Genomic DNA, 13,167 nt, shown 5'->3' on the forward strand with positions numbered 1-13,167 from the left:
GCCTCCTGCGAGTGCGGACTGGGCACCGCGGCCGATGCGGACCCACGGAACAGCCGGGCATGGAACCTAGAGCAAGACTAGAACACGTTCCGATTTGTGTCGAGCAGGGTATTCCTGCACCTGGTAGCGATGTGAATCGAGTTTTCTATAACATGTTCTAGTCGAGACCAAGGAGAGGGCGGCTATTGACCGACGCAATTCCTGACGAGCCACTTGGCAGCCATGTCCTGGAACTGCAGATCGCCGAGGTCGTCGCCGAAACCGACGACGCCCGGTCGCTGGTGTTCGCCGTTCCGGACGGTTCCGATGACCCTCGGATCCCACCGGAGCGCCTACGCTACGCGCCCGGCCAGTTTCTGACGCTTCGGGTTCCCAGCGAGCGCACCGGTTCGGTGGCGCGTTGCTACTCGCTGTGCAGCTCGCCGTTTACCGATGACGCGCTGACCGTGACGGTCAAGCGCACCGCCGACGGTTATGCGTCCAACTGGCTGTGCGACAACGCCCATCAGGGGATGCGCATCCATGTGCTGGCGCCGTCGGGCAACTTCGTACCCAAGACGCTCGATGACGACTTTCTGCTGCTGGCGGCGGGAAGCGGGATCACCCCGATCATGTCGATCTGCAAGTCGGCGCTGGCCGAGGGCAGCGGGCAGGTGACGCTGCTCTACGCCAACCGCGACGAACGCTCGGTGATATTCGCCGACGCACTGCGCGAGCTGTCCGCCAAGTATCCGGACCGGCTCACGGTGGTGCATTGGCTCGAGTCGCTGCAGGGACTGCCCAGCGCGACCGCACTGGCACAGCTGGCCGCGCCCTTCACCGGCCGAACCGCCTTCATCTGCGGCCCCGGCCCGTTCATGGAGACCGCGCGCGTCGCCCTGCAGACCCTGGATGTGCCTGCCGGGCAAGTGCATATCGAGGTGTTCAAGTCGCTGGAGTCGGATCCGTTCGCGGCGGTGACGGTCGAGGACTCCGCGGCCGAACCACCGGCCACGGCGGTGGTGGAACTGGACGGACAAACCCACACCGTGTCCTGGCCGCGCAGCGCCAAGCTGCTCGACGTGCTGCTGGCCGCCGGTTTGGACGCACCGTTCTCGTGCCGGGAAGGGCACTGCGGCGCCTGCGCGGCCACCCTGCGCAGCGGCAAGGTGAACATGGAAGTCAACGACGTGCTCGAGCAGCAGGATCTCGACGATGGACTGATTTTGGCCTGTCAATCTCACCCGGAATCTGATTCGGTGGAAGTGACCTACGACGAATAGTCGCGGCGTTAAGTTCACCCAGACGGGTCGACGAGAGGACGCACGATGAGGCGGCTGATGACAGGCCTGGCGATTCCCGCGCTGATGCTCACCTTCTTGCCCAGTCCCACCTCGGCCGCGGCCAGCAATACCGCCACCACCCTGTTCCCGGTCGATGAGACCACCCAACTCGAGACGCACTCGTTCGTCGACTGCCACCCCAACGGCAGCTGCGACTTCGTCGCCGGAGTAAACCTGCGCACCCCAGAAGGCCCGACCGGCTTTCCGCCCGGGTTGTGGGCACGTCAAACCACCGAGATCAGGTCGTCGAATCGATTGGCTTACCTGGACGCGCACGCCACCAGCCAGTTCGAACGGGTGATGAAGCAGGCCGGCTCCGACGTGATCACCACCGTCTACTTCGGCGAGGGCCCACCCGACAAGTACCAGACGACCGGCGTGATCGACTCCGCCAGCTGGGAAACCGGCCAGCCGATGACCAACGTGAATGTCTACGTGTGCACGCACATGCAGGTGGTCTACCCTGGGGTCAACCTCACCTCCCCCAGCACCTGCGCGCAGACCAACTTCTCCTAGCGCTCCCGGCGGCAGCTAGCGCGGCAGACCCAGCAGCCGTTCGGCCGCCACGGTCAGCAGGATCTGTTCGGTGCCACCGGCAATCGTGAGACACCGGGTGTTGAGGAAATCGAACACGGCACGGTTCTCCACCAGACCGCCGCAGGCGGACACATCCATCATGTATTCGGCCAGCGCCTGGCGATAACGCACTCCGATCAGCTTGCGCACGCTGGATTGCGCTCCCGGATCCCGCCCGCCCATGACCAGTTGGGCGATGCGCTGATCGAGCAGTGCACCGGTTTGGGTGGCAACGATCAACCTGGCCAGCCGATCCTGCTGGCCGGTGTCGAGTTTCAGCTCGGCCAGCACCTCGAGCAGCTCTTCCATCGGGTTGCCCAGCGCCGTCCCGGTGGCCATCGCGACCCGCTCGTTGGCCAGTGTGGTGCGGGCCAGCCGCCAGCCGTCGTTGACCGCTCCGACCACCATCTGGTCGGGAATGAACACGTTCTCCAGAAAGACCTCGTTGAACAACGAGTCGCCGGTGATCTCACGCAGCGGCCGGATCTCGATCCCCGGCGCGGTCATGTCCAGCAGGAAGTAGGTGATGCCCTTGTGTTTCGGGGCGTCCGGGTCGGTCCGGGCCAGGCACACGCCCCACCGGGCTTTGTGCGCCGCGGAGGTCCATACCTTCTGTCCGGTCAGCAGCCAGCCGCCGTCACCGCGGACCGCCTTGGTGCGCAGTGACGCCAGGTCCGAACCGGCACCCGGCTCGGAAAACAGCTGACACCAAAGGAAGTCACCACGCAGGGTGCTCGGTACAAAGCGCGCGATCTGTTCGGGCGTGCCGTGTTCGAGGATGGTGGGCGCCGCCCACCACCCGATCACCAGATCCGGCCGCACCACGCCGGCCGCCGCCAGCTCCTGGTCGATCAGCAATTGCTCGGCCGGGGATGCGCCGCGCCCGTAGGGCGCCGGCCAATGCGGTGCCAGCAGGCCGGCTTCGGCCAGGGCGACCTGACGCTTCTGCTCGGGCAGCGCGGCAACGTCTGCGACGGCCGCGGCGATCTCGGGACGCAGGTCGGCCACCTCAGAAAGGTCGATGTCGAGGCGACGACGCACACCGGCCTGGGTCAACGCGGCGACGCGGCGCAGCCAGCGCTCGGCGCCGCCGAGGAATCGGCCGATGCTGTGGGCCCGGCGCAGATACAGATGAGCGTCGTGCTCCCAGGTGCAGCCGATACCGCCGAGCACCTGAATGCAGTCTTTGACATTGGCCTTCGCGGCCGAAATGCCGATGCCGGCGGCCAGCGCCGCCGCGAGTGCGAATTGTTGGTCGTCGGACTCCGCGGCCGCCCGGGCCGCGTCGGCGGCGGCCACGTCGGCCTGCTCGGCCCGGCAGAGCATCTCGGCGCAGAGGTGCTTGATGGCCTGGAAGCTACCGATCGGCTTGCCGAACTGCTCGCGCACCTTGGCGTAGGCCACCGCGGTTTCCAACGCCCACCGGGTGACCCCGGCCGCCTCGGCCGCCAGCACGGTCGCGGTCAGATCCTCGACCCGCTGCCCCAACTCGCCCAGCGACAGCGCCGGCGCCGCGGCCATTACCACCCGGGCCAGCGGCCGGGAAAAGTCCGTGGCCGCCAATGGCTCCACCGCCACCCCCTCGGCGGTGGTGTCGACGAGCAGCCAACTCGCCCCGGCCGGCAGCAGCACCACGCCGCCGGCGATAGCGCCCAGTACCAGCGGGGCGCTACCCGAGGCGAGGGAGGTGTTCTGGTCGAACTGCAGCTCACCCTCGAGCGCCAGCCCGGCGAACCGGTCGCCCGACGCCAGTGCGGCCAGCAACTGGGGTTCGGCGCCGGCCTCGGCCAGCACCGCGGTGGCCACGGCGGTGCTGGCCACCGGCCCCGGCACCAGCGCCTTGGCCGCTTCCTCGATCATGGCGCACAGGTCCTCGATGGTGCCGCCGGCACCGCCGTGGTCCTCCGGAACCGCAACGCCGAACAGACCCAGTTCGGCCAGGCCGGTGAACACCGGGCGCCAAGCGTCGGCGTTTCCCCGCTCAATTTCACGGCTCGCGGCGGTCGGAATCTCCCCCGCGGCCGCAGTTCGGGCCCAGTCGCGCACCAACTCGCGCGCCGCCAACTGTTGGTCGGAGACAATCGCTACCACCTGCAGTCCTCCGCGTCATCAAATTCACATTGCTCGAACATGTCCGAGAACCGTTCATTCTTACTAGAACGTGTTCTAATAGTGCAGACGACCAACGTCAAGTTGGTGGCCATTAGGCCAGTACACGTCGTTGTCCCGGCTACGCGGAGGTGAGAAATTTACGCACAACATGCGTATCGTTTTGCCGCGATCCGCCCGGGAGAGGAGTTGCCCGCCAGATGTCGCCAGCGAACACCAACCCTGGCCGTGCTGCCGACGCACAACCTCGTGAGGTCGTGAAGGTGGCAGTACTGGCTGAATCAGAGCTGGGCTCGGAGGCACAGCGGGAGCGCCGCAAGCGCATCCTGGACGCCACCATGGCCATCGCCTCGAAGGGCGGCTACGAGGCCGTGCAGATGCGTGCCGTGGCCGACCGGGCCGACGTCGCGGTCGGCACGCTGTACCGGTACTTCCCGTCGAAGGTTCATCTGCTGGTGTCGGCGCTGGGCCGCGAGTTCAGCCGCATCGACGCCAAGACGGACCGGTCGGCGATGACCGGCGGCACGCCGTTTCAGCGGCTCAACTTCATGGTCGGAAAACTCAACCGGGCGATGCAGCGCAATCCGCTGCTCACCGAGGCGATGACACGCGCCTACGTGTTCGCCGACGCATCTGCGGCCACCGAGGTCGACCAGGTGGAAAAGCTCATCGACAGCATGTTTGCCCGGGCGATGGCCGACGGCGAGCCCACCGAGGACCAGTACCACATCGCCCGGGTGATTTCCGACGTGTGGCTCTCGAACCTGCTCGCGTGGCTGACCCGGCGCGCCTCGGCCACCGACGTCAGCAAACGGCTGGATTTGGCGGTACGGCTGCTGATCGGCGATCAGGAGGCGACCGCCTAACACCGGTCAAGCCGGCGGGCCCGCGGTGCGGCCCCGGATCAGCTCGGTATCGAGCAGCTCGACGACCGGCAGACCGGATCGCGGCGGGTTCTGCAGCAGCTCCCCGGCGCGGCGGCCCTTTTGCAGGCTCGGCTGCGACACCGTCGTCAATCCCCGGCTGATCGCTTCGGGCACGCCGTCGAACCCGGTCACGGTCATCTGCCCCGGAACATAAATGCCGTGCCCGCGCAGGTAATCCATGGCCGATAAGGCCAAGATGTCCGCCGTGCACATCAAGGCCGTGATCCGCGGGTTGGCTTCCAGCGCCACCTTGGCCGCGTCGCCACCCGAGGTCGGCAGGTGCTCGTAGCTTTCCACCACGGTCAGCGATTCCGGATCGACACCGGCGGCGGTCATCGCCTCCCACACGCCCGTGATGCGCTCACGCTGCACATCGAAAGTCGGCGACTTGAGCCGCTCGGCATCGACCAGATCTTGGCGCCGGTCCCGGCCCAGGCGCATGGTCAACAGCCCGATCTGACGATGCCCCAAGCTCAGCACGTAATCGGCGATCTTGCGCATCGCCGCCCGGTCGTCGATGCCCACCCTGGACACCCCGGCCAGCTCCTTGGGCTGGTCGACCACCACCACCGGTAGCCGGCGCTGCAGAACCACCTGCAGGTAGGGATCGTCGTCGCGGACCGAGTACACGACGAAACCGTCCACCCCGGCATTGAGCACTGCCGCGGTGCCATCTTCGAGGCTCCGGCTGGCACCGACGGCCACCAACAACAGCCCCTGCCCCAGCTCCTCGCAGGATTGCGCCACACCGGTTACGAAGTCGCGTGCCGCGGGGTCGCTGAAGAAGTAGGTCAGCGGCTCGGCCATCACCAAACCGACGGCGCCCGCTTTTCGAGTCCGCAACGAGCGGGCCACCGGATCAGGCCCCGGATAGCCCATCCGCTTGGCCGTGGCCAGCACCCGTTCACGCAGTTCGGCGGAGAGCTGGTCCGGCCGGTTGAAGGCATTCGAGATGGTGCTGCGCGACACCTTGAGTTCGGCTGCCAACGACGCCAGAGTCGCACGCCGCCGCGGAGTGGGACTCACGTTCGGTGAGGCTACAACGCCCCCGGCCGCACGGCCACGCGACGCGACCAGTCGAGTTTCTAATGGAAACGGTTGTCATTACTATTAGAGGTATGTTGCGGGTCAGGGTGGCACACGGGTTCTCGGCCATCCTGCTATCCGTGCTCGGCGCAACCGGTGTTGCGGCGTGCGGAACCGACCACGACGCGCACCCCGGCGCGGCCGCGGTGGTGGCATCAACCGATGTCTGGGGCAGCGTGGCGCGCGCCGTCGCCGGAGGACATCTCGCGGTGAAGTCAATCCTCACGGGCGCGGCTTCGGACCCGCACTCGTATCAGGCCAGTCCGGTCGACGCCGCCATGATCGCCGACTCCAGCCTGCTGATCTACAACGGCGGCGGCTACGACCCGTGGGTGGACAACGTGCTGGCCAACCATCCGGCCATCAACGCAATCGACGCCTACTCCCTGCTGGGAACCGATGCGGCACGCCCACCCGACGAGCACGTCTTCTACAACCTGCACGTCGCCAAGTCCGTCGCCGCCACGATCGCCGAACGGCTGGCGATCATCGACCCGGCCCATGCCGCCGAATACCGGACCAACGCGGTCGAGTTCGGCCGCAACGCGGACGCCATCGTCGATTCCGAACGCGCCATCGGTGCCGAGCACCCGGCCGTAGGGGTCATCGCGACCGAACCCGTGGTGCACTACCTGCTAGCGGCCTCCGGACTGGTCAATCGCACCCCGGCCGCATTCGCTCAGGCCAATGAGAACGACAGCGATCCGGCACCCGCCGACCTCGCCTCGGTGCTGACCCTGATCGACCGCCGGGAGGTCGCGGCGTTATTGGTCAACCCGCAGACCGCCACCGCCACGACCGCCGGTCTGCAGGCCGCCGCGCACCGGGCCGGGGTGCCCGTGGCCGAAGTGTCCGAGACCATGCCGATCGACACCGACTACCTGACCTGGCAGCGCAACACCGTCGACCAGCTGGCGGCGGCGTTGCGGTCCGGCCGCTAGGCACGTCCTTGAACCAGTCGAACCACCCGGCAATTGCGCTGCGCGGTGCGCGGCTGGCATTCGGCGATCGGGTCCTGTGGGAGGACCTCGATCTGTCGGTGTCACGCGGCGAATTCATCGCCGTGCTCGGGCCCAACGGCACCGGCAAGACCTCGTTGCTCAAGGTGTTGCTCGGCGAACTCGCGTTGAGCGCAGGTGTGGCGCTGGTGGACGGCGCCAGGCTCGACACCGGTCGAACGCGCCGCGGCCATATCGGCTATGTCCCACAGCACCATCCGATCGACCGGGAGGTGATGCTGCGCGGGCGCGACCTGGTCGGGCTGGGTGTCGACGGATGCCGGTGGGGTGCGGTTGCGTTGCGCTCGGGCGAGCGGGCCCGTCGCCGCGAAGCCGTGCAGCGGGCGCTGCAGCAGGTCGACGGTGAGCGGCTTGCCGACGTCCGGGTGGGGCTGATGTCGGGGGGCGAGCTGCAGCGGATACGCGTCGCCCAGGCACTGGCAAGCGACCCGTCGTTGCTGCTGTGCGATGAACCGCTACTGGCCCTCGACCCGGCCAACGCCAACCTGGTCGCCGCCCTGCTCGATCGCCGTCGCCGGGAGGCCGCAACCGCGGTCATGGTGGTCACCCACGAGGTCAACCCGATCTTGCCGTACGTGGACCGGGTGCTCTACCTGGTCGACGGGCGATTCCTGATCGGCACCGTCGAGCAGGTGATGACCAGCCAGACCCTCTCGACGCTGTACCGCGCCGATATCGAGGTGATCAAAGTCGTCAAGGGCCCCCACACCCGCTATCTGGTAGTCGACGCCCAGGACGGGCTCCGATGACCAACGACCGGCTCGTCGACATGCTGGACCATCTGTTCGCGTTCGACATCACCGCCCACCTACTCAGACACGACTTCGTCCAGCAGGCGCTGATAGCCGCCGCGTTGCTCGGGCTGGTGGCCGGATTGATCGGGCCGTTCGTCGTGATGCGCCAGATGTCGTTCGCCGTTCACGGCTCGAGCGAGTTATCGCTGACCGGAGCGGCGTTCGCACTGCTGTCCGGGTTGCCGGTGGGCGTCGGCGCGCTGGTGGGCAGCGCGTTGGCGGCGGCACTGTTCGGCATTCTGGGCCAGCGTGCCCGCGAGCGTGACTCGGTGATCGGCGTCGTGCTGGCGTTCGGGATGGGCTTGGCAGTCCTGTTCATCCACCTCTACCCGGGACGGACCGGAACCAGCTTCGCGCTACTGACCGCCCAGATCGTCGGCGTCGGCTATTCCGGCCTGACCATGCTGGCGCTGATCTGCGTTCTTGTCGTCGCGGCGCTGGCGATCTGTTACCGGCCGCTGCTGTTCGCCACCGTCGACCCCGAGGTCGCCGCGGCCCGCGGCGTCCCGGTGCGCACCCTGAGCATCGTTTTTGCCGCCCTGGTCGGTGTGGTGGCGGCTCAGGCGGTCCAGATCGTCGGAGCCCTGCTGGTGATGTCCTTGCTGATCACCCCGGCCGCCGCGGCCGCGCGAGTGGTCACCGCACCGGCCGCGGCGATCCTGACCTCGGTGGTTTTCGCGGAGGTGGCGGCCGTGGGTGGCATCGTGTTGTCCCTGGCCCCCGGGGTACCGGTGTCGGTGTTTGTGGCCACCATCTCCTTCCTGATCTATCTGATTTGTCGACTGCTGGGGCGCCACCGCTGAGGCAGCGTTTATCCTGGTCGCACACGGTCGTCAAGCCGGGTGCACCGACTTGCGGCCGTCGTTGGGGGTCGTGAGGGGAGGGAATAGTGCGCCAGCGAGTCGCCGCGCTAGCCGCGCTGGTGGGAGGTGCGGGCATGCTCGTCACCGGTTGCACCAACATCGTCGATGGCAATGCAGTGGCCGCGGATATGTCGGGGCCGTTGAACCAGACTCCGATCGCCGTTTCAGCGCTGGACGATCTCCTGCTCGACGTCAGCCAGATCGACAGCGCACTGGGCGCGACCTCGATGAAAGTCTGGTTCAACGCCAAGGCGATGTGGGACTGGAGCAAGAACATCTCGGACAAGAACTGCTTGGCAGTCGATGGCCCCGCCCAGGACGAGGTGTACGCCGGCACCGGTTGGACCGCGATGCGAGGCCAGCGGATGGACGACAGCGTCGATGATTCCAAGCGACGCAAGCACTACGCCATTCAGGCCGTTGTGGCCTTTCCCAGCGCCCACGATGCCAGCGCTTTCTACAACTCCTCGGTACGCAGTTGGGGCAACTGCTCGAATCGCCGTTTCACCGACGTCAGCACGGACCAACCCGACACCATCTGGACGGTCTCCGACGTCGTCAATGACAACGGCATGCTGAGCACCTCCCAGGTCCAGGAAGCCGGCGACGGATGGACCTGCCAACGGACTCTGACCGTGCGCAACAACGTCGCCATCGATGTGGTGACGTGCGCCTACAGCCAATCGGGTTCGGTGGCGGCCGATGTTGCGCAACAGATCGCGGCCAAAGCCGCCAAACAGTAGGCCCGCAGCGGGCCATGCAGGTAACCGGCTGGGTTCCCCACCTGAGGCTGGCGCGGGGCGCGATAGCGCTGGCAGCGACGGCCGCTCTGGCGCTGGCCGGCTGTAGCACCACCGTGGCGGGCACCGCCTTGCCGGCCGCCAACCTGGGCTATGCCCCCACCACAACCACCAGAGCAGCGCCACGCATTGTGGCGGCGGCCGCACTGGAGGGAGCACTGCTGACTCAGCAACAAGTGGTGGCGCTAGTCGGTGGAACCAACATGTCGCTGGTCGGCGCGATTACCGGCACAGCCGACGGGTCCAAGGTCGTCGACGATCCCACCTGCCTGGGGCTGGCGTCGATCGGCGACACGTCCGTCTACGCCAACAGCGGCTGGGTCGCGATGCGCGGCAACCAGATGACCAGCCCCAATGTCGTACAGGCCGACGTCACACAGCTACTCACATCGTTTCCCGTCGCCGCCGATGCCGCCGCATTGCTGCAACGCGCGCGCCAGGACTGGCAGGGCTGCGCGAATCGGCGATACGGCTTTCACTCTTCCAACGGCAACCACAGCTACTTCAACACCGGACCTGTGATCGCCAGCGGCTCGCGCATCGAGGTGTTGCTGCGCCAACAGGAAGACCCCCGATGGACGTGTTCACACGCGATGGCGTTGCAGGACAGCGTGCTCGCCGAGGCGCGGGTCTGCCTGATGAGCAAAAACACGACCTCGGCGCTGGAAAACCTCATCGACCAGGTGATCTCCCGGATACCCCAATAGTCCCCATAAGCTAGGCACGTGCCCTATATCGACCTCAACGCCGACTTGGGCGAAGGCTTCGGCATTTGGCAGTTGGGCGACGACGACGCCATGCTTGGAATAGTCACCAGCGCCAACGTGGCGTGCGGCTTTCACGCCGGAGAACCTGCCGGCCTGCTTCGCGTGTGCCGGGCGGCCGCCGAGCGGGGGGTGCGGATCGGAGCCCAGGTGGGCTATCGCGATCTTGCTGGCTTCGGCAGGCGTTTCATCGATGTGGACCCGGAAGATCTGGTCGCCGAAGTCGTGTACCAGATCGGCGCATTGCAGGCCATAGCCCAGTCTTGTGGATCCACGGTGTCCTACGTCAAACCCCATGGCGCCCTGTACAACACCATCGTGACCCACCGGGACCAGGCGGCCGCCGTCGCCGAGGCGGTACGGATGGTGGACGCCACGCTGCCGGTGCTGGGGATGACGGGCTCGGTGTTTTTCCAACAAGCGACCGACCTTGGGCTACGCACGGTCGCCGAGGCGTTCGCCGATCGCGCCTACCGGTCCGACGGACAACTGGTCTCGCGTCGCGAGCACGGTGCGGTGCTGGCCGATGCCGCGGCGATCGCGCAGCGGGCGGTGTCCATGGTGGCCTCGGGCAAGGTCACCGCGGTCGACGGCACGCAAGTCCCGATCACCATGGAATCGATTTGTGTGCACGGGGATTCGCCCGGCGCGGTGCAGATCGCGACGGCGGTGCGGGACCGGCTGACGGCGGCCGGCAACGAGATAAGGGCGTTTTGCTGATGCGTCTTCGATTCGGGCGGCCCGACCTCAAGCGCTATTCACATCGGTTTGGCGTTCCCGCTGCCAAGCCCGATGCTCCGCTCTCGGCGATGTGGATCGGTGTGTCGACGGTGCTACTCGACGACGGCTCATCGGCGCTGATGACCGACGGATACTTCTCCCGGCAGAGCCTGGCGCAGGTCGCTGCCGGCAAGCTGGCGCCATCGGCGGCGCGTGTCGACGGCTGCCTGGCCCAAGCCAAGGCGTCGGAACTGGCGGCCGTCATACCGGTGCACACCCATATCGACCACGCGATGGACTCCGCACTGGTGGCCGATCGTACCGGCGCGCTGTTGGTCGGTGGCGAATCCGCGGCCAATATCGGGCGCGGCTACGGGCTGGCCGAGGATCGCCTGGTGGTGGCTGTCCCCGGCCAGTCGATGGAGTTGGGCGCCTACGACGTCACCCTGATCGAGTCGCACCACTGCCCCCCGGACCGATTTCCCGGGGTGATCAGCGAGCCGGTGGTCCCACCGGTAAAGGCGTCGGCCTACCGCTGCGGTGAAGCCTGGTCGACGCACATCCACCACCGACCGTCGGGGCGGCGGCTGCTGATCCAGGGCAGCGCCGGATTCGTCGCCGGCGCGCTGGACGGCTACCGCGCCGAGGTCGTCTACCTCGGCGTCGGCCAGCTGGGGCTGCAACGGCGGTCATACCTGATCGACTATTGGAACGAGGTGGTGCGCGCGGTCGCGGCACGCCGCGTGGTCCTTGTCCACTGGGACGACTTCTTCCGCCCGCTGTCAAAGCCGATGCGGGCCTTTCCTTATGCGGCCGACGATCTGGATATGTCCATCCGTATTCTCGATGAGTTGGCTGCACAAGACGGCATCCCGTTGCAGATGCCGACCGTGTGGCAACGCGAGGATCCCTGGGTGTAAAGACGTAAAGAGCTGCTGAAACTTGACACTAACGGTTGCGCTGCTACTGCTAGCGGTAGTCCTCGCGTTTGCGGTAGCACGTCCGCGCGGGTGGCCCGAGGCGGTGGCCGCGGTTCCGGCGGCCGGCATCTTGATCGCGATGGGCGCCATCTCGCCGCAGCAGGCGGCGGCACAGGTTTCCGGGTTGGCCGGAGTGGTCGCCTTCCTCGGCGCGGTGCTGGTCCTGGCCAAACTCTGCGACGACGAAGGCCTGTTCGAGGCCGCGGGTGCCGCGATGGCGCGGTCCAGCCGCAGTTCACACGGGCTGCTAGGCCAGGTTTTCGTGGTAGCCGCGCTGATCACCGCGGCGCTGAGTCTGGATGCCACCGTGGTGCTGTTGACGCCGGTGGTCCTGGCCACCGTGCGCAGATTGCGAACACCGTTCGGCCATATGCCTACGCCACGGCCCACTTGGCCAATGCCGCCTCGCTGTTGCTGCCGGTGTCAAACCTAACCAACCTGCTCGCCTACCGTGGGGCCGACATCTCGTTCACCAAATTCACCCTGGTGATGACGTTGCCGTGGCTGTTGGCGATAGCTGCGGTGTACGTGATCTTCCGCTGGTTCTTCGCACGGGATCTGGTCGCAGAGCCCAATCGTGAGCATGTGGGGCCACCACCGCGGCCGCCGGTGTTTGTTTTGGTGGTCGTGGCGCTGACGCTGGTCGGGTTCGCCACCGCCGAGTCGCTGGGCGTGGCGCCCGCATGGGCGGCCCTGGCCGGTGCCTCCGTACTGGCGGTGCGCAGTCTGCGCCATCGCCACACCTCGGTAATCGAGATTGCCCGCTCGGCCAATGTGTCGTTCCTGGTGTTCGTGCTGGCGCTGGGGGTGGTCGTTCAGGCCGTCATGCTCAGCGGAATCGCTGACAAGATGTCCGCGGTGGTGCCATCGGGATCGGGGCTGACGGCGCTCCTGGTGATCGCCACGGTGGCCGCGCTGCTGGCCAACGTGGTCAACAACCTGCCCGCGACGCTGGTATTGATGCCGTTGGTGGCGGGCAACGGTCCGGCTGCCGTACTGGCGGTGCTGATCGGGGTCAACATCGGACCTAACCTGACCTATGTAGGTTCGCTCTCGAATCTGCTGTGGCGGCGGGTACTGCGCCAGCACAACGTCGAGGCCGGGGTCAGCGAGTACACCCGACTCGGGTTGTGCACAGTCCCGGTTGCGCTGGTAGCCGCGGTAATCGGGTTGTGGGTCAGCGTGCGACTGCTGGGCCTGTGATCGAG

12 protein-coding genes and 1 pseudogene are annotated in these 13,167 nt (G+C 66.9%); 11 read left to right on the forward strand and 2 right to left on the reverse strand.

Annotation, left to right across the window (positions count from 1 at the left end):
- Window positions 1-185 precede the first annotated feature (185 nt).
- Together CKW46_RS00210 and CKW46_RS00215 are read left to right on the forward strand one after the other, a co-directional pair.
- Window positions 186-1,262 (forward strand): ferredoxin--NADP reductase, encoded by a 1,077-nt coding sequence (locus tag CKW46_RS00210; protein ID WP_482052640.1) that lies wholly within the window; start codon window positions 186-188, stop codon window positions 1,260-1,262.
- Between the two features lie 45 nt (window positions 1,263-1,307).
- Window positions 1,308-1,838 (forward strand): hypothetical protein, encoded by a 531-nt coding sequence (locus CKW46_RS00215; RefSeq protein ID WP_015357428.1) that lies wholly within the window; start codon window positions 1,308-1,310, stop codon window positions 1,836-1,838.
- Window positions 1,839-1,853: 15 nt separating this feature from the next.
- On the opposite strand, the gene CKW46_RS00220 is transcribed toward CKW46_RS00215, so the two are convergent.
- Window positions 1,854-3,989, reverse strand: a complete 2,136-nt coding sequence (locus tag CKW46_RS00220; RefSeq protein ID WP_482052641.1) for an acyl-CoA dehydrogenase family protein — start codon at window positions 3,987-3,989, stop codon at window positions 1,854-1,856.
- Between the two features lie 281 nt (window positions 3,990-4,270).
- On the opposite strand from CKW46_RS00220, the gene kstR reads away from it, so the two are divergent.
- Complete coding sequence (gene kstR, locus CKW46_RS00225) at window positions 4,271-4,873, forward strand: cholesterol catabolism transcriptional regulator KstR (protein ID WP_011741789.1); 603 nt, start codon at window positions 4,271-4,273, stop codon at window positions 4,871-4,873.
- Window positions 4,874-4,879: 6 nt separating this feature from the next.
- On the opposite strand, the gene CKW46_RS00230 is transcribed toward kstR, so the two are convergent.
- Entirely contained in the window at window positions 4,880-5,959 is a 1,080-nt protein-coding gene (locus tag CKW46_RS00230; RefSeq protein ID WP_015357431.1) for an Rv3575c family transcriptional regulator, read from the reverse strand.
- A 92-nt stretch (window positions 5,960-6,051) separates the two neighbouring features.
- On the opposite strand from CKW46_RS00230, the gene CKW46_RS00235 reads away from it, so the two are divergent.
- From CKW46_RS00235 to CKW46_RS00270, 8 genes and pseudogenes are all read left to right on the forward strand, one after another.
- Complete coding sequence (locus tag CKW46_RS00235; RefSeq protein ID WP_012396593.1) at window positions 6,052-6,960, forward strand: metal ABC transporter solute-binding protein, Zn/Mn family; 909 nt, start codon at window positions 6,052-6,054, stop codon at window positions 6,958-6,960.
- 8 nt (window positions 6,961-6,968) lie between these two features.
- The gene (locus CKW46_RS00240; protein WP_012396594.1) at window positions 6,969-7,787 is read left to right on the forward strand and encodes a metal ABC transporter ATP-binding protein; all 819 of its coding nucleotides are present in this window, start codon (window positions 6,969-6,971) and stop codon (window positions 7,785-7,787) included.
- Entirely contained in the window at window positions 7,784-8,635 is an 852-nt protein-coding gene (locus tag CKW46_RS00245; protein WP_020785706.1) for a metal ABC transporter permease, read from the forward strand. Before CKW46_RS00240 ends, CKW46_RS00245 begins: the two co-directional genes overlap by 4 nt.
- 134 nt (window positions 8,636-8,769) lie before the next feature.
- Complete coding sequence (locus CKW46_RS00250) at window positions 8,770-9,438, forward strand: sensor domain-containing protein (RefSeq protein WP_412176918.1); 669 nt, start codon at window positions 8,770-8,772, stop codon at window positions 9,436-9,438.
- Window positions 9,439-9,452: 14 nt separating this feature from the next.
- Window positions 9,453-10,202: a sensor domain-containing protein gene (locus CKW46_RS00255; RefSeq protein ID WP_482052642.1), complete on the forward strand. Its 750-nt coding sequence runs from the start codon at window positions 9,453-9,455 to the stop codon at window positions 10,200-10,202.
- A gap of 18 nt (window positions 10,203-10,220) precedes the next feature.
- Complete coding sequence (locus CKW46_RS00260) at window positions 10,221-10,979, forward strand: LamB/YcsF family protein (RefSeq protein ID WP_015357436.1); 759 nt, start codon at window positions 10,221-10,223, stop codon at window positions 10,977-10,979.
- Entirely contained in the window at window positions 10,979-11,899 is a 921-nt protein-coding gene (locus CKW46_RS00265) for an MBL fold metallo-hydrolase (RefSeq protein WP_482052643.1), read from the forward strand. The genes CKW46_RS00260 and CKW46_RS00265 overlap by 1 nt, the downstream gene beginning before the upstream one ends.
- Before the next feature lie 22 nt (window positions 11,900-11,921).
- Window positions 11,922-13,162: pseudogene (locus CKW46_RS00270) on the forward strand (SLC13 family permease).
- Window positions 13,163-13,167: the final 5 nt, after the last annotated feature.

Source organism: Mycobacterium liflandii, assembly GCF_022354805.1.
Lineage (GTDB): Bacteria > Actinomycetota > Actinomycetes > Mycobacteriales > Mycobacteriaceae > Mycobacterium > Mycobacterium marinum.

Excerpts from the sequence above, each read along its gene's own strand:
- CKW46_RS00250 (WP_412176918.1), top strand. The coding sequence starts at position 8,770 with ATGCTCGTCACCGGTTGCACCAACATCGTCGATGGCAATGCAGTGGCC.
- CKW46_RS00245 (WP_020785706.1), top strand. The coding sequence starts at position 7,784 with ATGACCAACGACCGGCTCGTCGACATGCTGGACCATCTGTTCGCGTTC.
- CKW46_RS00215 (WP_015357428.1), top strand. The coding sequence starts at position 1,308 with ATGAGGCGGCTGATGACAGGCCTGGCGATTCCCGCGCTGATGCTCACC.
- CKW46_RS00235 (WP_012396593.1), top strand. The coding sequence starts at position 6,052 with ATGTTGCGGGTCAGGGTGGCACACGGGTTCTCGGCCATCCTGCTATCC.
- CKW46_RS00255 (WP_482052642.1), top strand. The coding sequence starts at position 9,453 with ATGCAGGTAACCGGCTGGGTTCCCCACCTGAGGCTGGCGCGGGGCGCG.
- CKW46_RS00265 (WP_482052643.1), top strand. The coding sequence starts at position 10,979 with ATGCGTCTTCGATTCGGGCGGCCCGACCTCAAGCGCTATTCACATCGG.